This is a genomic window from Paenibacillus sp. J22FR83 (genome assembly GCF_059691955.1).
On record NZ_JCAUAM010000012.1, the window covers coordinates 271630 to 293716 of the forward strand.

Below are 22087 nucleotides of genomic sequence, written 5' to 3' on the forward strand. Positions count from 1 at the left end.
ATTTCCTCTAGATTAGGTAGTTGCATAGCAATAGATTGTTTACGGATCATAGTATATGCATAAAAGAAGTACTGAAAGAAGTGAAGGTAGCATGCAGATAATCTCAATCTTTACTCCCATTCGGAAAAGAAAAAAATATCGTAAGCGATTCAGAAAGCTAACCATTGTCAAATCAAGAAAACGCTCTCTTCGTAAGGCCAAACCGAGAAAAACGAGTGCTCCAAACAAAAAAGGTCCGTTCAAAAAGCGTCCACTCATCAAGAAAAATAGAAAAAGACCTCAAAAATTTATTCACGCACGGCCCCAGCTCCAGCTCCAGCTCCAGCCCCTCCACTCTGCTGAACCGATTAATACTGAACTGCAGGAGGAGAGAGCTCTCGTCGAACCACATGCGGAATTACCTCCCCCACATTTGGAGCCCGGTGTTAATCTGATTGGATATACCCGAACAGAAATCGGCTTAGGTGAAGCTTCTAGATTACTAGCTGCATCATTTGAAGCGGTTCAGCTGCCTTTTGGCATCCTAAATTACAACGATCCTGGTACCCTAAGCGCGAGAAATAATGATACGACTTGGGTCCATAAAGAAATGAATCACGCCCCCTATAACGTTAATCTATTTCATTTGAATGCGCCTAACTTACGCTGGGCTTATGACCTCAATGCGCTGCCATTGGGAAGAGAGCTTTTACATTATCGATATAATATTGGATATTGGGCTTGGGAATTGCCCGATTTTCCCGACGAATGGCGCAACAGTTTTGACCTTGTACACGAGGTTTGGGCACCTTCCACATTCATTGTAGAATCTTTACAACAAAAATCCACCGTACCAGTCATTCGAATTCCACATGCGATTGAAGTTCGAGGTCAGGAAAGAAACAGGTCTATTTTCGGTTTGCCAGAGAAACAATTCCTGTTCCTAACGATGTATGATACGCACAGCCTTAAGGAAAGGAAAAATCCACAAGGCGCTATCGAAGCGTTCAAAAAAGCGTTCCCTTCTACTAACACCTCTGTCGGCCTAGTCGTTAAGGTTAACAATTCCCATACGAACCCCGCAGAGTTGGAAATTCTGAAAGATCTTATCCATGGCTACTCGAACATATACTTGATTCAGGAAATTTTGGATCGGCAAAAAGTTGATCTATTACTAAACTCTATTGATTGTTTCATGTCCCTTCACAGATCCGAAGGCTTCGGCCTCGTACTGGCGGAAGCTATGTATCTCGGAAAACCGGTGATCGGCACCAATTGGTCAGGAAACACTGATTTTATGAAATCAGACAATTCCTGTTTGGTGAATTATTCATTGACCCACGTGGGACGGGATATTGGGCCTTACAAAGCGTATCAATTATGGGCGGAACCCGATCTCGATCACGCGGCACATGGTATGCGCAAATTGGTGAAGGATACCAACTATCGACAATCCATAGCGCAGAGAGGACAAATGACCATTCGAAATAGTTATTCGCCTAAGGTCATTGGTGAGATGATCCACAAACGTCTAATTGAAATAGGAATTAATTTAAAATAGGACCGGCTAACAGGATGCTTGTAGTTAAAATTCGATCGCTATTTAAAAGAGCCCTTTGTATCTTTTGCATTGCAGGGAGCAAAGGGCATTTTTCTATTCATTTTATACACGCGAAATCCGATAAATTTAGTATAGTTACAAGAGTTACGCAGGGCGGAGGAATGATAGTGAAACGCGAAAATAGAAATAAGCTGCGATGGATTGGCGCAGTTCTTTTGGTTGCCCTCTTGGTTAACTCCTATCTGCCGGCAGCTTATGCACTTACGACTGTTGGACAAGTAATTACAGGGCTGACCTCGTCCACTTATGGCGAGTCGGTGCAACTTACTACTGTTGTGACAGATGGTACCTTAGGCGGGGCAACACCAACTGGGAGCATCACGTTCTATGATGGGGACACAGTGATAGGAGAACCGCAGGTGCTCGTTGCTTCGGAACCAGCGGTTGTTTTTAAGAGCTCAGGGCTTGCTCCGATGCCTGCTGGGAAAAAACTCACTTGCTCAGACTGTCCTGTCATTCAGTGGGGCGGAATCAGTTATTGGGCATACAGCGATACGGATAATAATACAATTACTTATTTGTATGGGTATGATGCCAGTAACACGTTGGTAAAATCTTGGGAATTTCCGGGGAATCGTTACGTTACGGATATCACTGTAAATAACATCGCCAAGACTGTTACGCTTATAGGACAGAGCAATGCGCAAACGATACGTACTTGGGAGCAGCTTGAAAATTACAATGCTCACGCCTCTATGTCCTTCCCTAGCCTAGCTGTCGGTACACATACGATAACAGCTAGTTATACAAGCGGGGATGGTATTCATAGTCCACAGTCGTCTACCTTTGTACATACGGTTAATGCCATTCAAACCAGTACCACGCTTACCTCAAATGCTGGGCTCATATATGTTGGCGAGCCAATTACATTCACAGCAACAGTAGCCAATACGGATGGCAGTCAGGTCATGCCGGGGGGAACAGTCACCTTCTGGGAAGGCAACAATGTATTGGACGCTACAAGTGTTAACGGAAGCGGAGTCGCAACTTTCACGACGTCATCGCTGCCAGTAAGTGGTTACTCCGTCACTGCGACTTATGATGGCGATGCTCAGCATCTAGCTAGTACGTCTAGTAGTCTATCGCAATCCGTTCTAGGCATTCCGACTGTCGTGGCGGTCAGCGCTAGTCCCGAAAGCACGACAGTTGGGAGCTCGGTGACGTTGACAGCAACTGTGACCAACGGCATGACAAGTATCCTGGAACCAGTAGGAACCGTGACGTTCAAGGAAGGCTCAATTGTACTTGGTACAGGAACATTGAGTTCAGGGACAGCAACTTGGACGGCGCCTACTCTCGAATTGGGAACCCATTCGATCACAGCACATTACGGTGGAAGTCTTACTCATGTTGCCAATAGCTCTAGCTCTATTCCCGTGGTCGTCAATCTGATCCCTACGTCATCAACTTTGATGGTTAAAGGAGCGACAGACGCAGCTTCTACCTACGGAACTTCATTGACGTTACGTGCATCTGTAGCAAATACGATTGGCAACTCAATTCCACCAGATGGTATCGTAACTTTCAAAGACGGTTCAACCACACTAGGGACTGCCCCTCTTATTTCAGGCAGTGCTGAATGGTCGATGCCCGATAGTTTATCAGCCGGAGCCTACTCTTTTAAAGCGGAGTACAGCGGAGACAGCAACCATGCGGCAAGTCCATCAACTGCAGTCGGGCATACCGTAAACAAAGCAAGTACATCAACAACCCTGTCATCATCGGGTGGGGTTACAGTCGGTGAAACGACGACTTTAACAGCACAGGTAACACATACATTGAATTCTAGCATCAAGCCTACGGGTACAGTTACTTTCAAAAATAACGGTGTCGCCTTGCAATCGCCAATCTCACTAGATAACAGTGGCACTGCGGTGCTTGCCACTCACGATCTTCCGGTCGGCGATCTCGTCATTACGGCGGAATATAGCGGTGATGGCAATCATAACACGAGTGCTTCGCAGCCAATTACACAGCCTGTATCAAAGGCACCGGTTAATGTTCATCTGTCTGTGACACCACAATCTGGGGAAAGCATATACGGACACACAGTAAGCGTCATGGTGCAGGTAGTTAACACAGGCAGTGGTGGGTCCGTTCCAACGGGGACAGTAGCCCTTTCAGGTACAGGCAGCTTCCAGAATTGGCCTGATGCTTTGACGCTGACGAACGGGACAGCGATTTGGGAGACCGAGCAGCTTGCTGTTGGCACGCAAACGATCGTCGCAAGTTACTTAGGGGACAACGAACACCTGAATGGGGTGTCAACCAGCAGCAGTCTGCAAATCAAACCAATCCCTGTTACTGTCGTGGTTACCGCATCAGTAACGGAAGCAGTTTATTATGGGACTTCCCTTACCTTTACCGCACATGTGACCAATACGAATGGAGAGTCGCAGATTCCTGCTGGCCATATTGTCTTTAGTGGCGGCAACTTACTGAACACGCCCATACTTCTTGACTCGGCAGGAACTGCTTCTATTACTTCAGCAGCACTGCTACCTGGAACTTACCCCATTCGGGTTGCGTACGTTCCTGACCAGCTGCATGAAGCACAGACATCAGCCCCGATCACTCAAGTCATCAAACCGAATACCCAGGGAACTGTACTTATTCTGAATCATCCGAATGGAACTTTCCAGCTTGGAGAACCTATTCAATTCTCCGTGTCCGTAGGGAACTTAATCGGTGACCTTACACAGCCCGGCTACATTTCGTTGAAAGAGAATGGTGTTGAACGGGCAAGGGTAACGACGGATGTGTATGGGAATGCGGAAATCAGCTTAACAGACGTTAGCTCTGGCACGCACCACTATACAGCGCTGTACGAGAGAAGCGGCCTCACAGATGGCACGGAGTCCCCATCGGTGACAGTTGTTGTGAAGCCTGCTTTGGCGCAACTAGTGATCACAGGTGATGCCGCTGACATAGTATTGCCAACATCCACACCGTGGATCTCGGCCATTGTTCATGGCGCCAACTCATTTATTTTGCGAGCAGCTTCTATGGAAGCCGGAACTAGCATCGAGTTGAAGCGGATGGATCCGCAGACCGGCCAGCTAGGCACAGCCATCGAGGTGACCAACGGACAGAGTGAAGCTGTTTCGTTCGTGGAAGGCTTGAACCGATTCCAAGTAAAAGTAGTGAGCCTGGACGGGACAGCTTCGACCACACATATCGTATCTCTCTTTTATCAACAAGGGGAAGGGCTGTGGGACATGACCCATGTTCTCGCGGTAACGCCATTGGGTTACGATATGGATGGAAACGGAACATTCGATAAAGCGGACATCATTGAATTATTGAAGTTAATTGAGCCGGTTTTCGTGGAATCCCAGCGACCTTAAACAAATTAGGCGGATATGTAAAAAGGCATTTCCTTTGTAGTTAACTACGACAGGGAATGCCTTTTTCTTGTATTTTCAATAGGGAAGGAACCTCAATCATCCCAATCGCGGCAGTTACAGTAAGAATACCCGTTATAGTCCACATCTGATCTACTCCTTTATAGGCGTCCCAATTGTTCCATTATTTCCACAATAACCATTAGTAAACTCGCTCTAGTCATGGCCATAACGAAGAAAAAACTGGAGATTGATCCGGTTAATTTCCTGATTAATCCCAGTCTTTGCAGTATAAAGTTTCTTAGTAAAATAGTTACAAAACTCAATACTAATGAAAGTACTTCCACGATCACAACGTATTGTGTACCCATCCCTGAAATGAATAACCCGCCAACAGCTGCACCCAATGTAGTTCCTACGTTGCAGGAAGATATAAATATTCCATTGGCAAAATCGGGTGCTTCAGGAGCTGCAGATGCAATTAAATATTGATTAATATTTGCCATTATTCCCCCAGCCAGTATTCCCCAAATGAAAGTGACCATGGCCATTGGCAGGGTAAACTGCCCTACGAAGAAAAAAACGATGTAAACAGCACCCATTAACATAGGAAAAACAACTATAGACTTCCTGGCATTATGAGTAAGCAGCTTACCTACGACAATGTTTCCGATAATATTGGCTCCACCGAAAATGAATAACGTTAAACTTAAGGTATTCGGAGACAAATGTGTTACTGTTTTCAGATAGTCAGCAAAATAACTATAAACCCCAAAAACAGCTGAGTTTAATAAAATGACAGTCACAATGGAAAGCCATACAATCGATTTTTTAATATGGAAAGCTGTGTACCATACGAAAGTCTTTCTCCAATTGGCATAGATGGTACGAAAATCAATGTAGCAATAAACACAATAGCATTAATAATTGCAAAGAATGCCATTGCCATCTCATACGAAACGGTACTATCGATAAAACTGGCAATCGGTACACCGGGTTAAATATCGTTTGGAAAAAACATCAGGTTTTTTCATGTCTAAGATTCGACCACCCCTACATAAGCCGTCCCCATAAACCGCAACTAATTTGGAGGAATAAACATAAAAAATCCCGATGTATCAAGGCTTTGAGCCACATCGGGACTAGTCTATATAGTGACAAATCTATGGCCCAAACGGTAACAAAGTGCATTATCACTCACATTTGCAGCAAGCAACACATTTACTCTCGAACCATCCGCTGCCTAGCCGCTTCAAAAAGCAACACCGTCGCCGCCATCGCGACATTCAGCGATTCCGCTTTGCCCTGCATCGGAATAATCACCCTCACGTCCGAATGCGCAGCAACTTCCGGCGACACGCCCTTGGCCTCGTTGCCGAAAATCAGCCACGTCGGCTGCCGCAGGTCCGTGTCGTAGCACGAGCCCTGCGCCTGCAGGCTCGTCGTCACGAGCCGCACGCCGCGCTCACGCGCGCGCGGCAACAACGCACCCAGATCTGCCTCCACGATCGGCAGATGATACATCGATCCCATCGTCGAACGGATCGTCTTGGGATTGAACAGATCGACCGTGCCGCGGCCGAGCACGACCGCTTTGGCACCGACGGCATCCGCACTGCGGATGATCGTGCCCAGGTTCCCCGGGTCCTGTACGCCGTCCAGGACCACAACCAAATCATGCTCGCCGGCAAGCAGCTCGTCCATGCCAACCTGTGGCCGTTTCACGATGGCCACAACCCCTTGCGGCGTCTGTGCGTCCGAGCACTTCGCCAGCACCGCGGCGCTCACGCCGACCCATTCGACGGCGCGATCACTAGCAAGCGCGGCAAGCTCGGAAGGGCTCCCTTTTTCCGCTAGAAAAAGGATTGCCTCCAGCTCAGCCCCCGCCTTCAAAGCTTCCTCAATCACATGGTAACCCTCAATGATATATTTGCCTTGCTTATCTCTGCCGCGCCGCTCCAGGAGCTGAGCCCAGTCTTTGACTCTCGTATTTTGAACAGACATGATTTCCAAATATGCATGTGCCATGAATTAACCTACTCCGCAAAAGTGACTTCAAAGTTTTGAAGACTCGAATTTTTACCCACAATAACCAAAATATCCTCTTGTTTAATCGGTGCCTCCGCACTCGGCGGAATGATCATCTGATCGTTATGTTTAAGCGCAATCACGTTACAGCCATATTTGGCACGTACGTCAAGTTCGCGCAGACTTTTGCCAATCATCTCTTTGGATACTTTCATTTCTACAATACTATAATCGGCGGAAAGCTCTATATAATCGATAATGTTAGATGAAATCATATGATGCGCGACACGCTGCCCCATATCACGTTCGGGATAGACGATTTTATCTGCGCCAATTTTTTTGAGCACCTTGCCGTGAAGATCATTCACAGCTTTTACGATCGTCGTAGCTATACCCATTTCCTTCAGAATTAATGTAGTTAGAATACTTGCTTGAATATCTTCCCCGATAGCCACAACCACAACGTCAAAATTCCGAATGCCAAGCGCCCGCATAGCTTCTTCATCCGTAGAATCGGCTTGAACAGCATGGGTCACATAAGCGGATACGTCTTGAACTGTTTCTTCATCCTGATCAATGGCAAGAACCTCGAAGCCTAGTTGGGATAGCGTCTTAGCGACAGCTGAACCAAATCTTCCCATTCCAATAATCGCAAATTGTTTTCTCACCGCTCACGTTCCTCCATATTCCCAAGAATATTTCCCATTCATTATAGCATACTCAGCCCCATGAGCCACTTTACAACAATTACGTTACTGCCTGCATTGGCGAAGAGTGGGAAGGATGAAGCCATCCTAATCTGCACATAGTAATAGCGAGAATGAAAAGGAAGCGAGGTCCTTGAATGAATATAACCCTTAGACAAGCCATCCACCAGCGAGTTAATGACAAAACACCCGAAGAACTCAAAGAAGTAATTGAAGACTCGATTGGTGGCGAAGAGAAGGTTTTACCTGGGCTGGGCGTTCTTTTTGAAATTATATGGCAGCATTCCGAAACAAGTACCCAAGACACACTCGTCGAGACGCTGAAGGCGCATCTTACGTAAATTTCTCTCTACTTGCTAGGGGATGCTTCCGCATTCCTTAGCTATTATTGTATCCATTTGTACAAGTCGCCTTATTGCAAAATAAAATCCCCCTCATCAGTCACAGACCAACGAGGAGGATCACGCTAAGCTCTTATAGTACGGTCAAAGGATTCATAGCTGCCGGCTTCTCGCAGCTGCTCTCCATGACATAATGCTGACCAGAGTCAGACGCATCATGGAAACCATGCATGGCTTCCAGCACGTGATAGGCAAGCTCGCCGTTCGCACGATGTGCTGAGCTATCTCCAGTTAACAGCGCTTGCGCCATGGCTGCTACGCCTAGTCCGCGGTTATTGTCTATATACCCGTGTATAAGTGGAATCGGCTCATACACCGCAGAACTAGGTTTGCGAATAAGCACTTCCCCTCCGAAATTATTCGGGTTAGGCACACTCAACGAACCATGGCTGCCGTAGATTTCAATGTGTGGCAACCCAGTACCCGCCATGATATCAAAACTTGTCACAAGTGTTGCAATCGCACCACTATGGAAATCCAATACCCCTGCCACATGCGTTGGCGTTTCTACTTGTATTTTCTGTCCGCGCTTCTTCTCGCTCGAAATGGTACGCTCTGGGAAGCTGACAGCCGTTGAACCTGTTACGCGCCGTATGGGCCCGAGCAATGCCACAAGCGCCGTTAAGTAATAAGGACCCATGTCGAACATCGGGCCGCCACCTTTGGCATAATAAAACTCAGGATCTGGGTGCCAATGCTCATGCCCTTTCCCCATCATGAAAGCCGTAGCAGCAATCGGTGTACCAATCCATCCGTCCTGAATCAATTTCACGCAGGTTTGAATGCCTCCACCAAGGAACGTGTCTGGCGCGCTGCCAATTAGCAGTCCTTTCCGTTTCGCTACCTCTAGAATTTGCTGCCCTTCTTCACGCGTAACCGCTAGCGGCTTCTCGACATAAGCATGTTTGCCTGCTTCGAGAATTTGAATACAGACCGCCGCGTGTACAGCCGGAATCGTCAAATTAATCACGATATCTACTTGCGGATCAGCTAGTAATTGTTCTACCGTGTAGGCATGTGCAATTCCGAACTCTTCGGCACGCGCTTCTGCTTTACTGACATCAATATCTGCACAAGCAACCAACTCCAGATGTGCATAGTTAGGAATATTTTTCATATAAGCCGCGCTTATATTCCCACATCCAATGATACCAACCTTCATCTTACTCATCGCTTCATGTCCCCCTATAGTCAGCGTGTTGCCCAAAGCATACCGCGTCGCATCAATTCAAGCGTTTCTGGCATCCGAACAATATTAGCCTGATGGCCTAGTGAGTTGTAATATACTTTGCCTGCACCGTACGTTTTGGTCCATACGACTGGCATTTCTACCTCATCGAAGTCCGTCACCGCATGCACCTTGATCGCAGGGTCGACATGCATATAGTATTTTTCAGAAACAACGACAAAATCGCTGATCCCCGCAGTCAATGGCTGCTCATTATCCTTAATCCGAACCGTATACGTAACGCCATCATTACCAGGATGCGCCACCCATTGGCCGCCTACCATGTACTGATACTCAACTTCATTCCGGAACGAATCCGCCATCCCACCATGACAGCCAGCAATCCCCGTACCGCCAACCTTCACCGCGTTAATGAGAGGTGTCAACTGCTCCTTCTCAATTTTCCCCATAGTCCACACAGGGACGATCAGATCTACACCCGCCAAGCGTTCCTCATCCCGGAAGCTGTCCAATGTGTCCGAAACCTCTACCCCATAGCCCTCTTCACGCAGTACACCTGCCAAAATACCCGCAACCTCCTCGGGTTGATGACCATCCCAGCCACCCCATACAAGCAATGCTTGTTTCTGACTCATGCTATTCCTGCTCCTCTCTCCATGCCGCTTTATACTTCACTTATCCGAACCCAGCGACGCTCTGCGATCGATTGATCCACAGCCTCTAGTACTTCTTGACACTTCACGCCATCTACAAAATTCGGAACTGGTTGCCGATCCTCGGAAAGCGCTGACATCAACTCCACAACTTCATGTACGAACGTATGCTCATACCCGATTGTATGTCCAGCTGGCCACCAAGCATCCATATACGCATGGGAGGCATCTGTTGCAAGCACACGTCTGAAGCCCTGAACATCCTCATCATCACTTGTAAAATACACCTGCAACTCATTCAATCGCTCGAAATCGAATTTCACGCTGCCTTTACTGCCATTAATTTCAAAAGAGTTCGTACACCGGTGCCCGGGAGCAAATCTCGTTGCCTCGAAGCTGCCTAGCGCGCCGTTTGCGAATCGCGCCATAAACAACGTAGCATCGTCAACCGTAACCGGACCATGCGGTGCATCTTTGCTGCCTTTGGCGCTAAGCCCCGTCATCGATGTCGGAAGCGGACGCTCCTTCACGAACGTCTCACTCATCCCGATGACCTCGGTCATCTCGCCTACGAGGAAGTGCGCCAGATCGATGAGATGCGCGCCTAGATCGCCATGCGATCCTGACCCTGCAATCTCCTTTTGTAACCGCCACACCAGCGGGAACGTCGGATCGACGATCCAATCCTGCAAGAACCAAGCACGGAAGTGGTAGATTTGGCCGAGACGGCCGCTCTCCACGAGCTTCTTTGCCAGCTGCACCGCTGGAGCAAAACGATAGTTGAAGCCCACCATGTGCTTCACGCCAGCTTCTTCCGCCGCTGTTAGCATTTCCCTTGCATCCGCAAGGGTCAGCGCCAGCGGCTTCTCGCAGAACAGATGCTTCCCGGCCTTAGCCGCGGCCAACGCTATCTCCTTGTGCGCATCACTCGGTGCATTGATATCGACGACGTCGATATCTGGATCTGTCACCAGCTCGCGCCAATCCGTGACATACCCGTCCCAGCCGAATTGTTCCGTTGCCTGACGAACACCGTTCTCGTCACGACCACAGATGAGCTTCATCTTAGGAATCGCCGACTGTGGAAAGAACATAGGTAAATCTTTATATGCATGGCTATGGGCTTTTCCCATAAATTTGTAGCCAATCATGCCGATATTGAACGTCTTCTTCATCGTATACACGCCTCCCCAAGTGTGTTTACTATCCCGTCATTCGCACTCGCATTACGCATTACTCTTTACTCTTCACTCTTTAGCCTACACTCTGCGCTCCACACCAACCCAGCGCCCCCATCGGCAAGCAAATAACGGGAAAATATCCATCTATTTCTGCTATATCCAGCTAATTTTTCGATTTAACTGGAAAATATACAGTTAATAAAGCACTTACTTCCTCTTTTTATGTAATTCCGCCAAATTACCTGTAGAAAATCCATCTAAACCTCCAAACAAGCCAATTCCAGTGAAATTACCTACAGAAAATCCAGTTATTCCTACAACCACCAAGCTACTCTCACATCACACTCGCAATCAGACAGCAAGCAATATTCGGTGATCGGTAATCAGATTTGGTGTTCGGTGTTCGGTGTTCGGTGTTCGGTGTTCGACATTCGGTATTCGGTATTCGGTATTCGGTATTCGGTATTCGGTATTCGGTATTCAGCCTCCAGCACTTGCCACTCCCACCTTGCACTCTACCTCATCCATCAACACTCGCTACTCCCATTCAGCACCAATCCCGCAGCTCTCCACTCTCACTACCCTGACTTCGAAGACTGCCTAATCTTCACTTCCGTCGGCAGCTTCACTTGCAGCTGAGTTTTATAGTTGCTTTGCCCAACGCTAGCTAGAACAGCACGAGCGGCTCCTTTGCCCATTTCAAAGAAAGGAACCTTAATAGAGCTGAGAGGTGGATCACTTAGCTTCGCAGCATCCGAGTCATCGCATCCGATGACCGCATAATCTCGCCCAGCGATCCAGCCCCGTTCGCGAAGTCCTTGCATGAGTCCAATAGCCATGCGATCATTGGCCGCAAATACCGCCTCTACCTGATCCCGAATCTCCCACACCTTGGCGGCAATCTCATAGCCACTCGTACGGCTATAATTCCCCTCGAATTGCAGGGAAGGATCTATCGCTATACCCGCTTCTAACATTGCCTTCTGATACCCCTGAAGTCGATCCAAGGAATTCGTATACTGTGGAGAGCCGTTAAGAAAGGCAATTTTCCGATACCCCTCATCCAACAAATGACGTACAGCTTGATAGCTCCCCGCCACATGATCCGCATCAACTTCCAGGAAGGATAGCCCCTCGAATCGTTGATTAACCAAGCAGAAGGGCATGCCCTGTTCCTGCAGTTCCAGCAACGATCTTCGCTGAGATTCCGTATCTCTCGCCCCGAGAATGACGCAGGCATCTACCTTTTGCGAGCGGTATAACCGGCCATAATCCAAATCGTCATCTGGTGTTAGAAGAGACAACAGTAGGTCATAGCCTTGTTCCCTCACTTGCTCGCCAATCCCACTAAGAATCTCTGCAAAATAATACGCCGAAAACAAATGCACCTTCGGCATATAAGGAAGCACAACGCCCAGATTCCCGCTTCGTCTTCGAGCGAAGCTTTGCGCAATCGCGTTCGGATGATAGCCAAGTATCTTCGCTGCTTCGAGAACTCTTTCTTTCGTTGCAGGCTTCATCGGACCAAGTCCATTGAATACACGAGATACAGTCGCTTCAGATACCTTGGCTAGCTCAGCAACCTCTTTTCTCGTCACCATGTCGATTGGCTCCTTTCCACCTTATTTTACGTAAAATGTACACGCGTACATTCTCTCATTCAGAAGCTTCTTCTGTCAAGATAAATTCAGAATTTTGTACGCCAACTTATTTCCGTCATGTTTCGACATTTACATCAAGTTTTCATAAAGAAACCCCAAAAAAAAGTCCATTTTTTGTCATAAAAGCAAACTCTTAATATTGTCTATCTCCTCTTTGAGCTTTATGATAAAGGGTATTGGGACAACTATGAGATGGGAATGAGTGATAGCAAATGAAAGCAATCTGGCGCCATCTTCTGCTCACTGCGTCAACTTCGATCGAAGCTCTCACGAGCCGATCACAGATCACTCGACTTCACTCTCGCGGGCAGCTTTTGGCCCAGTTAGAACATGCTGTTCGGAAACACGATGACACTTCATCTTCTCCCATCCGTGCATGTCTAGTTTTCGATATTGATCGTTATCGTCAAGTGAATTTCGCCCTCGGATATGCATGTGGAGATCATTTACTTCTAGAATTAAACCGCAGATTGAAAGGACTAGATCACACCGATCTTGTTGTTCGGTCTGGCGATGATGAATATACCCTTCTGCTTCGAACACATACGCAAGAACAACTTCAATCTGTGCTGCACCGTGTTAGGCAAATATTTGATACCCCTTTTACTTACCAGAATCAAGAGTGTTTCCTTCGTGCAAGCTTCGGCCTGAGTGACCTTGTGATAACACCTGAGAATGTTACTCAAGCTTTCCACCAAGCTGAACAAGCGCTTCTTCTGGCTAAACAAACAGGCAAGAATAAACTCATTACCTTCCGCGGTATGCCAACACAACAACGGTTCGCTAATCAAATTCAAATAGAAACGGACCTTCGGAAGGCGATTGCAGAGAATCAACTCCTGTTATTTTATCAACCTCGACTTGATCTATCTACCGGTCAAATTAGTTGCCTTGAAGCCTTGGTACGTTGGAATCACCCTCTACATGGCATGATTGCACCATCCGATTTCATTCCACTAGCTGAAGAATCGGGCCTGATCCTGCCGCTTGGTGAGTGGGTATTACGCGAAGCTTGTCTACAGAAAGCACGATGGCTCGCTGAAAACAAACTTGATTTTCCCATTGCCGTCAATATTTCACCTTGCCAGTTTCAAGATGATAACTTTGCGGATAAAGCCATTCACATCATTAGGCAAACCGGCATTAACCCCGCTTATTTGGAGTTCGAAATTACCGAAAGCTCGATTATGCAAAACATGGAGAAAACCATCGCGGTCTTGGATAAGCTGTGTTCCCAAGGAATATCTATCTCCATCGATGATTTTGGGATTGGTTACTCGTCCCTTAATTACTTGAAGGAATTTCCTATCCATTGCCTCAAAATCGATCGTTCCTTCGTCAAAAACATTCAAAGCAACTCCAATGATTGGGCGATTACGAACGCTATAATTCACCTCGGCCATGCCCTTAATATCCAAGTTGTCGCCGAAGGGGTCGAAGACGTAGGGCAGCTTCACATCCTCAAAGAAACAACATGCACGACCATTCAAGGTTTTTTGCTAAGCCCTCCAATTTCTGCGTATGATATTGAACAAACCTTTCATAAGAATGACAACAGACCGGTTATGATTTCATAACCGGCCATATGCTTTGGCGTATCTTCTTATTTTCGCAAAAATGCGCTTATCCTTTAATCTCCGAAAAATATAAGGATCAGGACTTGTATTCACTTCAAGAATCCATGGCTGCAGGTCTCTATCTATCGCTACGTCGACGCCGATCTCTTTTACCCCTCTGTACCGCGTGTTAATCGCCTTAGCCACCTCGATGCCCATCACTTGCAGCCGTTGCACAAACCCTTTTCTCTCCGCAGGAGGCAAATACTTCTTTAATAACGTATCCACCGATTTCAACGTCCCGCCATTATGAAAGTTCGTTACAATCTTCGCAGGGTGTGCTACGCGGCCGATAACGCCTGTTGTCTCCCATTTGCGAACGAGCGATTGCTGCACCATAACCCGAAGATCGAAGCGGTTCCCCTTGTAGGTTAACAGGTGAATCCCTTTTTGTACTAAATACGGCCTTTTTCTCGTCACTTTGAGGAGTGAGATATACAGGTCTGCGAAGGTTTTGAACCTTCTGATGGTGACACCTGATTGGTAGGAATAGGGCTTCTCTGCTTCTTCCCCCGCTAACTCAATACGAATGACACCGTTCCCGAACATGCCTATATTGGGTTTCACGTAAACCATTTTATATTGTTCGAGCATCTCTTGTAAGGTTACTGCCGTCATGCGTTTGGTGCTTGGCACATACTTTCGAAGTGATTCGACAGACTCGACGGCCTTCGTTTTGCCAATTTTACTGCTTACGTATCTTGCCTTATTCAAGGGTAGCGGTTTCTTTGAGCTTTTCTTCCTTATTGTCTTCATAGCTAGCCTCCAGCATCGAATTCACCCTTCCTAGTGTATGTATGTGAAGAGGCATTGGCGACAACATGCAAGAAGAGACTTTCCCTGAAATTTTCAGGAAAAGCCTCTTTGTGTATGTTAGCTATTAAGGCGCACTTGTTAAGAACTGTGCGGTTGGATTTTTGTCTATAGAAGAGCGCAGCGCGTATTCACTTTCGAACAAACCTACGAAATTCCCTTTCTTATCTTTCACCAATTGGGAGTTAATGCGGAATTTAGCTGGATCGATTTTATCATCGATAATCCAACGAGCGAATTGATAATTCTGACGTTGCAAAAGAATATCCACACCATACTCCGATTTCATCCGATGCTCCAGTACTTCGAATTGAAGTTGGCCTACGACGCCAAGAATCATATCTTCGAAGCCAATCGTCGTGAAGACTTGGATCATCCCTTCTTCCGTCAACTGATCGATCCCTTTCAGGAACTGCTTTTGTTTCAACGCATTTTTGATGGAAACCTTGCTGAATAGCTCTGGCGAGAACGTCGGCAGTTCGTCGAAAACAACCTCTTCTCCTTCGCTTAAGGAGTCCCCAATGCGGAAAATACCTGGATCAAATAGACCAATGATATCCCCTGGGAAAGCCTCTTCCACGATATCACGATCTTGTGCTAGGAACTGCTGAGGTTGGGCCAGCTTAATATCCTTGCCAAGCCTTACATGCTTCACGGACATGCCTCGTTCGAACTTGCCGGAGACGATACGCAGGAAAGCTACACGGTCGCGGTGAGCTGGGTTCATATTCGCTTGAATTTTGAACACATAACCAGAGAATTTCTCTCTTGTCGGCTCGATCACACCTGCAGTGCTAGTCCGCGGCTCTGGCTTAGGTGCTAATTGCAGGAAGTTCTCGAGGAACGTCTGAACCCCGAAGTTGTTCACCGCACTCCCGAAGAAAACAGGCGTCAATTCACCTTTCATCACCTTTTCCATATCAAAAGGATCTCCCGCGACATCGAGCAGCTCGATATCTCCACACAATTGCTTGTGCAGGAAATCACCTGCGATTTGCTTCACCAATGGATCTTCTACGCCATCCACCTTACGAACTTCAATCTCTCTGTGATCATCCCCTTGATACAGCTCCAATTGGGACTTCCCACGGTCATACACGCCACAGAATTGCTTGCCTGAACCAATCGGCCAGTTCATCGGATAAGAACGAATACCAAGCACTTCTTCAAGCTCTTCTAACAACTCGAAAGGATCACGGCCTTCACGGTCTAGTTTGTTTACAAATGTGAAAATAGGAATCCCACGCATACGACATACTTGGAATAGTTTCTTCGTCTGAGTCTCGACCCCTTTGGCAACGTCGATCAACATCACCGCGCTATCCGCGGCTGTCAACGTACGGTAGGTGTCCTCGCTGAAGTCTTGGTGACCTGGCGTATCCAGAATATTGACGCGGTGACCTTCGTAGTCGAACTGCATAACACTTGACGTTACGGAGATCCCCCGTTGCTTCTCGATTTCCATCCAGTCTGATGTAGCATGTTTGCTTGCTTTACGACCTTTAACCGTTCCGGCTAAGCGAATCGCGCCCCCGAATAGAAGCAGCTTCTCTGTTAATGTTGTTTTCCCCGCATCCGGGTGAGAAATAATCGCGAATGTCCGTCGTTTAGCGACTTCTGTTTCGAGAATTTTAGTGAGTTGCGTTTTCATGTGTTCGTTTATTCCCTTCTTCTTTTAGAGGTAGTTCATAATTAAGCGTGTGCTTTCTCCAAGGGGACCGTCCAGTTCGCTTCTTCAATGAACGTGCGATTACTGAATTCTCTGCCGCGCACAACCACTTTGTCTGCAAATACTTGCACATAAATACCTTGTGCTTTATCCTGCGCAGTTTGCTGGTATGCTCGATTCAGCGTTCTCCCTACAGAGGCATTATGGAAATAATGGAACGATTCTTGGATATAGTGCGGTGTTCCATTCTGGAAATCCTGATGACGATGGCCACAGAAGACGAATACATTCTTGTAAGGCTTCAACGTTTCACGGAACTGAATAGCCCGAATGAGCTGGTGGGTAGCACCATCGGTGCCAACTGGCGGCAATGGTTGATGCGTCATCACGAACAGCGGTCTTCCTGGTTTATATAAATTGCCCATTCTTTCTTTGAACCAAGCGAGTTGTTCGTCGGAGTACCATGCACCTTCACCTACTTCAGGCTTCTCTTGCACGTAAGCTTCTTGTGAAAGCAATAAGATAGAGTGTCCATTCGTCGTAAAATCATTATAAACGGAAGTATAGCCCATGAACTTCTTGAACAGTTCTCTACTTACAGCATCGCTCTTGCCATTCGGTACATTATCCTGATCCCAACTATTCGTCTTATTAATCCAAATCGTGTAATAATCATGATTCCCCATGTTACCATGAATGGGAGGAAGTTTATAATTATTCAAGATGGCACGCAATGCCTTATAGTCAACCTCTGTTCCTGTATCCGTCAAATCGCCGGTCAGCATGATCGCATCGACAGGACCATCGAACTGAGTGACATCATCTAACGCAAGTCTAAGCTTCTTGTTGGGAAGAGAATCTCCCGAAGTCACGTGCAGATCACTTAAGATAAAAAAGGACATCAACGGGCCAAGAGGCAGCGGTTCTTCCGAAGGCGCTGGCGTAGCTTGAGGAGGCTCGGAGGTAGCTACAGGTGCGGCTACGGCCTGTTCCTCGGGAATGAATTTTTTCTTAACCAACAGACTGAACCAAGCACTTAATCCTACTAAAACAGCCCCAATGGCAAGCAGCCATCGCACAAACGCTCTTCGTGACATCAATGCACCTCAAGTGTATAAAATGAGAAACCCTCTATCGAAGCAATTCGAAGATGAACGACCGCGTTAAGAGGAAGGGTTTATCGCCAAATAGAAAGTTGTTTTCGGTATTCGAAAACTTAAGCTTTCTATTGTGGAGAAAAAATGGTCATATCCACTAGTATACCACAAATTATGTCCGATACATCGTCCCTACGCGAGTACATGACGTGATTTCTTGCTGCGCTTGTCCCCCTCACGCAAAAAACCAACAGGCGGATTCGCCTGTTGGATAAACTCCCTATTTTACGCTAATACGGTTGTTTTCTGAACAGCTTCCCAATCGACTTCCCCTTCATTCTGACCATTGATCGGCCACCACTTGAATCCATCGTCGCTCAATAGCTTTGCTGCTTCTGCAGGACCCCATGAACCAGCTGGATAGTGCTTAAGGTCATCCGTCTGTTCGCCCCATGCAGCCGCAATGCGATCCACATAAGACCATGCCAACGCAACTTCATCCCAACGCGTAAAGTACGTGGAATCTCCGCGAGTTGCATCATACAGCAAGCGCTCGTAAGCCTCTGGCGTATTGATGCCGATCTGACAACTTTGGCAGAAATCCATCGCAACAGGTACGATTACGCCTTCGGAACCAGGTTGCTTCGCATTCATTTTCAGATAGATGCCTTCCATCGGATTCACGCGGAATACGAGTAGATTCGGCTCAAGGTCATGCTTTTTAGCTAAATAGACATTGTTTGGAATGTTCTTGAATTCAACAACGACCTCGGTTGTTTTGACCGGTAGTCGCTTGCCTGTACGAATGTAGAACGGTACACCTGCCCAGCGGAAATTATCAACGTGAACACGCGCTGCAAAATACGTTTCCGTCGTCGATTGCGGATTCACTGAATCCTCTTCACGGTAGGCTGGGAGTGCTTTGCCTTTGGCAGCACCGCTGGCATATTGACCGCGAACTACATTCGCACGTACATCGTCGCCGTCTTCGAATAGACGAAGTGAACGAAGTACCTTCACCTTCTCATCGCGTATATCTTCCGGATGTAGACGGCTAGGCGGCTCCATGGCCATCATCATCAGCATTTGAAGCATATGATTTTGGCCCATATCGCGAAGTGCGCCAGAGTGGTCATAGTAGCCACCGCGCTCTTCTACACCCACTGTCTCACTCAACGTGATCTGGATGTTCGCTATGTATTTATTATTCCAAAGCGGCTCGAAGAAAGCATTCGCGAAGCGAACGAACTCGATGTTCTGAACCATTTCTTTCCCAAGGTAATGATCGATACGGTAAATATCTTTCTCTTCGAACACTTGGCGAAGCTGCCCATTCAAACGCTCTGCTGATGGCAAATCGTAGCCGAATGGCTTCTCGATCACGAGGCGATGCCAGCCTTCTGTTTGGAGCAAGCCGCCTTCACTTAAATTGTAAGACACATTGCCAAACAACTCAGGCGCAAGAGCCAAATAGAACAGACGATTGCCGCCTGTTTGATACTTCTCGTCCAATTTCGCAGTCAGTGTGTTCAGTTCATGGAAACCTGCAACATTGTTAATGTCGAGTGACATGTACTCGAATCTTTGGGAGAATTTCTCCCACTCGGCAACATCCGTATTCTTGTAACGCGCGAAATCTTGAATCGAATTCTTCACGTCTTCACGGAATTGCTCATTCGTCCGTGGTCTGCGAGCCAGACCAACTACTGCAAAGTTATCTCCTAGCTTGCCTTCCCGATAAAGGCTATAAAAAGCTGGAAACAGTTTCCTTTTGGCTAAATCACCTGTTGCTCCGAAAATATAAAAGACAGCTCCACTCATCTATGCATCATTCTTTCTCTATTAGAATTAGTTAATATGCTTAGCATACCTAAAATTGTCAAGCTATTCAACTTATATACGCACTTTAACTCATAACATTTTCTTATGAGAAACTAGACATTCGTCTATACCGTTATATTTTGCATGGCATAGGCTAACAGTACATACGAATACGGAGGTGTCCTTAGTCATGCAACCCTTTCATCCCATCACCGCAAAAAGCTGCAAAAATCTTATAGGAAAGCCCGTTCTTGTCTACTTGACGAATGGTTTGGAGATATATGGCGTTGTCAGTCGCGTGGAGAAAAACAAAATCATTATCAATGACAACCAACAAGCAAACACCAAATCTTCTTCTAAGAGTACCAAACCAACATCTACGAAAAAAGGGAAAAAGAAGCAAGCTCCACCCGATTCACCTACGCAACGGTCAACAGATGAGGGGCTGTCTTCCTTTGGCCTCATCCGTTTTGGAGGACCTTCACAAGTGCCAGCAGCTAGACCTACCGGTCCCATAGATATTCAAATCGACTATATTGCCGCCTTGTTTAGTGAGTAACGGAAATTAAGGCTGTGGATGTTTACCTCATCTACAGCCCTTTTCTCAACGTTTCAACTTTTTATGCATCCGATAACAGCTAAGTTCAGGTACATAGGAATCGATTTCATACCCTCTTTTACTATAAAATCGTATCGCCTTCGGATTGCTGTCATCAACAAATAGCTCAACCGTGTGGCAACGTTCTTTCAGCCCGTGATCTTCTGCAGCCTTCATAAGTATATGTCCGATACCTTTTCCCTGCTCGCGAGGATCGACAGCCAGCATATCGATGAAGAGCTTACTCGATTTACGTATGATTGAAATGAAGCCGTAGGGCCGCTTATAGCCCTTGGCGATAACCAACGTTTTATTCCCGTTCAGTCGCTTGCGGATCTCTGAGTACGTCACGGAATTACCTGATTCATACATTCTGGAAAAGGGTACTAATTGCTCGACAACTAATCGATATATAGCAGGATCGTCAATGGTAGCCAGACGTTTGCGTATCACATGACACCGCCTCCACAAGAAGCAATAATGCTATCTTATGTACGTCATCGCGTAATTGACCCCACAAGTACCAATTTACCCCAGTCTACTGGAGTGATATACTAAAAGTATGTGAAATGAGGTGATCGCAATGATCAATGCTTACCCATCCGTCATGGCGGTGAACAGGTATCAAACTCATAAAGATTATTACCGTGTTGGCGCTGTAAGTGCGGTCTCTGGTGGCAAATCGACTACCATACGGCGAATGTTGGATTTACCCTATGAGCAACTCGCCTACAAACAGTTCGCACAGACGGCGGCCAAGGACGTAGCTGGCTTAGTTCAATCTGCCAACAACGTCAAGCAATCTGCTCAGACACTCGTCAAGACGACTGCATTCACCCCGCCGATAGAATCGCAATCCGATATCACCGAGAACCTTCAAGCATTTATTCAGACATATAATGAGTTGCAAGATCAGTTGGGGGATTCACCTGATTATGTGAGTCATGCTCTGCTCCAAAATTTGGAAGGGGCCGCTAAGCCGAGCACACTACGCGATCTTGGCATCACCACGAGTGACAATGGCAAGCTTACCCTGCAACCTGAAGCCCTAGCAAAGCAACCCAATCAACTTAGCAGCACTCTTAGCAAAAGTTTGCTAGATCTCACCAACTTCGCAAGCTCGCTAGTAAGTCGTATTGACCTTCTGCAGCAGCAGCCATCCGTCTCGTTGTTTCAACTCTCCTCGTCGCCGCTTAAGCCATATAGTCAATATCAATCGCAGCTTGAGGCCTATTTGCCGGTTCCGATGCGTGGCATATTGCTGGATACGAAGTTGTGACCAAGACGAAGTGCCGCACCACCATTGATATGTCAATTCAGCGCTCCTGCAGGTGCTCAGCTGCCATCAAGTGCAATTTAGCTCCTGCAGTTCAGCCCCATTTCTCGAAAACAGCACATCTCCCTCTAGGACTAGCGTCATTTCAACATAAATGGAAAAAACATACAGTTATTTTCACATTTTCCCCCAATAAATCTCATTTAACTGGAAAAACTCCAGCTATTTCGTCCATTTCCACACCGTTTCCTTAAAAGGTAGAGGAATAGATGTATATTTTCCAGTTATTCGCAAATTCAAGCGGTTTCCAGCTATATTAACTGTACTTTTTACAGCTAATACCCCAAGCGAGCCCGAATTCGAAACCAACTCCTGACCTGACAAATCGCTCCCAACTGCACCAAAAGGCTGTATCCCCAAGTAGAATCCTCTA

At 46.8% G+C, this 22087-nt stretch carries 17 protein-coding genes and 1 pseudogene; 6 read left to right on the forward strand and 12 right to left on the reverse strand.

Annotated features, from left to right (window positions below; genetic code table 11):
- Positions 1-91 precede the first annotated feature (91 nt).
- Both AC58PV_RS22595 and AC58PV_RS22600 read left to right on the forward strand, forming a co-directional pair.
- A complete protein-coding gene (locus AC58PV_RS22595) occupies positions 92-1540 on the forward strand; it encodes a glycosyltransferase family 4 protein (RefSeq protein WP_497434709.1) in 1449 nt (482 codons plus the stop codon).
- Positions 1541-1707: 167 nt separating this feature from the next.
- The gene (locus tag AC58PV_RS22600) at positions 1708-4947 is read left to right on the forward strand and encodes an Ig-like domain-containing protein (RefSeq protein WP_497434711.1); all 3240 of its coding nucleotides are present in this window, start codon (positions 1708-1710) and stop codon (positions 4945-4947) included.
- 287 nt (positions 4948-5234) lie between these two features.
- Here the strand turns inward: AC58PV_RS22600 and AC58PV_RS22605 are convergent.
- The 3 genes and pseudogenes from AC58PV_RS22605 to AC58PV_RS22615 all read right to left on the reverse strand — a co-directional run.
- Positions 5235-5938 (reverse strand): annotated as a pseudogene (locus AC58PV_RS22605) (MFS transporter); the annotation flags it as partial.
- 227 nt (positions 5939-6165) lie between these two features.
- Positions 6166-6972: a TrmH family RNA methyltransferase gene (locus AC58PV_RS22610; protein ID WP_497434712.1), complete on the reverse strand. Its 807-nt coding sequence runs from the start codon at positions 6970-6972 to the stop codon at positions 6166-6168.
- Between the two features lie 8 nt (positions 6973-6980).
- Positions 6981-7640, reverse strand: coding sequence for a potassium channel family protein (locus tag AC58PV_RS22615; protein ID WP_497434713.1), 660 nt, complete (start codon positions 7638-7640; stop codon positions 6981-6983).
- A gap of 176 nt (positions 7641-7816) precedes the next feature.
- On the opposite strand from AC58PV_RS22615, the gene sspI reads away from it, so the two are divergent.
- On the forward strand, positions 7817-8020 hold the full coding sequence (sspI, locus tag AC58PV_RS22620) for a small acid-soluble spore protein SspI (protein ID WP_497434714.1): 204 nt from the start codon (positions 7817-7819) through the stop codon (positions 8018-8020).
- A 133-nt stretch (positions 8021-8153) separates the two neighbouring features.
- On the opposite strand, the gene AC58PV_RS22625 is transcribed toward sspI, so the two are convergent.
- From AC58PV_RS22625 to AC58PV_RS22640, 4 genes are all read right to left on the reverse strand, one after another.
- The gene (locus tag AC58PV_RS22625; RefSeq protein ID WP_497434715.1) at positions 8154-9251 is read right to left on the reverse strand and encodes a Gfo/Idh/MocA family protein; all 1098 of its coding nucleotides are present in this window, start codon (positions 9249-9251) and stop codon (positions 8154-8156) included.
- A 20-nt stretch (positions 9252-9271) separates the two neighbouring features.
- Positions 9272-9904, reverse strand: coding sequence for a ThuA domain-containing protein (locus AC58PV_RS22630; protein WP_497434717.1), 633 nt, complete (start codon positions 9902-9904; stop codon positions 9272-9274).
- A gap of 29 nt (positions 9905-9933) precedes the next feature.
- On the reverse strand, positions 9934-11097 hold the full coding sequence (locus tag AC58PV_RS22635; protein WP_497434718.1) for a Gfo/Idh/MocA family protein: 1164 nt from the start codon (positions 11095-11097) through the stop codon (positions 9934-9936).
- A 584-nt stretch (positions 11098-11681) separates the two neighbouring features.
- Positions 11682-12704: a LacI family DNA-binding transcriptional regulator gene (locus tag AC58PV_RS22640; protein WP_497434719.1), complete on the reverse strand. Its 1023-nt coding sequence runs from the start codon at positions 12702-12704 to the stop codon at positions 11682-11684.
- 272 nt (positions 12705-12976) lie between these two features.
- On the opposite strand from AC58PV_RS22640, the gene AC58PV_RS22645 reads away from it, so the two are divergent.
- On the forward strand, positions 12977-14341 hold the full coding sequence (locus AC58PV_RS22645; protein ID WP_497434720.1) for a putative bifunctional diguanylate cyclase/phosphodiesterase: 1365 nt from the start codon (positions 12977-12979) through the stop codon (positions 14339-14341).
- Here the strand turns inward: AC58PV_RS22645 and AC58PV_RS22650 are convergent.
- From AC58PV_RS22650 to zwf, 4 genes are all read right to left on the reverse strand, one after another.
- Positions 14336-15136: a YheC/YheD family protein gene (locus AC58PV_RS22650; protein ID WP_497434721.1), complete on the reverse strand. Its 801-nt coding sequence runs from the start codon at positions 15134-15136 to the stop codon at positions 14336-14338. The two genes, AC58PV_RS22645 and AC58PV_RS22650, sit on opposite strands and share 6 nt — an antisense overlap.
- A 124-nt stretch (positions 15137-15260) precedes the next feature.
- Positions 15261-16844, reverse strand: a complete 1584-nt coding sequence (locus AC58PV_RS22655) for a peptide chain release factor 3 (RefSeq protein ID WP_497434723.1) — start codon at positions 16842-16844, stop codon at positions 15261-15263.
- A 41-nt stretch (positions 16845-16885) separates the two neighbouring features.
- Complete coding sequence (locus AC58PV_RS22660; RefSeq protein ID WP_497434724.1) at positions 16886-17959, reverse strand: metallophosphoesterase family protein; 1074 nt, start codon at positions 17957-17959, stop codon at positions 16886-16888.
- Positions 17960-18244: 285 nt separating this feature from the next.
- Positions 18245-19780 (reverse strand): glucose-6-phosphate dehydrogenase, encoded by a 1536-nt coding sequence (zwf, locus tag AC58PV_RS22665; RefSeq protein WP_497434725.1) that lies wholly within the window; start codon positions 19778-19780, stop codon positions 18245-18247.
- Between the two features lie 190 nt (positions 19781-19970).
- On the opposite strand from zwf, the gene AC58PV_RS22670 reads away from it, so the two are divergent.
- Complete coding sequence (locus tag AC58PV_RS22670) at positions 19971-20339, forward strand: hypothetical protein (protein WP_497434727.1); 369 nt, start codon at positions 19971-19973, stop codon at positions 20337-20339.
- Positions 20340-20384: 45 nt separating this feature from the next.
- On the opposite strand, the gene AC58PV_RS22675 is transcribed toward AC58PV_RS22670, so the two are convergent.
- Positions 20385-20831: a GNAT family N-acetyltransferase gene (locus tag AC58PV_RS22675; RefSeq protein ID WP_497434728.1), complete on the reverse strand. Its 447-nt coding sequence runs from the start codon at positions 20829-20831 to the stop codon at positions 20385-20387.
- A 130-nt stretch (positions 20832-20961) separates the two neighbouring features.
- On the opposite strand from AC58PV_RS22675, the gene AC58PV_RS22680 reads away from it, so the two are divergent.
- Positions 20962-21657: a hypothetical protein gene (locus AC58PV_RS22680; protein WP_497434730.1), complete on the forward strand. Its 696-nt coding sequence runs from the start codon at positions 20962-20964 to the stop codon at positions 21655-21657.
- Positions 21658-22087: the final 430 nt, after the last annotated feature.